The 215-nt window shown below is 43.7% G+C and carries 1 protein-coding gene; it reads right to left on the bottom strand.

The annotated features are described in order from the left end of the window. On the bottom strand, window positions 1–215 hold a 215-nt coding region (locus tag ADH54_RS04380; RefSeq protein WP_049524186.1), incomplete at both ends, for a G5 domain-containing protein.

Raw genomic sequence — 215 nt, 5'->3', positions numbered from 1 at the left:
TTTCTGTAATAGCGCCTGTAGTAGGATCAACACTATATGTTGTTGTGGTAGTGCTTGAACCTGCTTGGCCTGCTTCTTCCACATTTGGTTGATCTTTGTCGCGTGTATCATCTTTCACATATCTCTTAGGTGATGGGAGTTCTGTTGTCTCCACTTTATCCTTCGCCGGAACTTTAACGACTGTGTTCGTTGGCTCTTTCGTACGAACTGGTTTA

The sequence above is a fragment of the Streptococcus pseudopneumoniae genome (assembly GCF_001072315.1).
Taxonomy (GTDB): Bacteria; Bacillota; Bacilli; order Lactobacillales; family Streptococcaceae; genus Streptococcus; species Streptococcus pseudopneumoniae_R.
The sequence above is the reverse complement of the archived record's forward strand: the minus strand, read 5'-3'. Positions and strand labels throughout refer to the sequence as shown.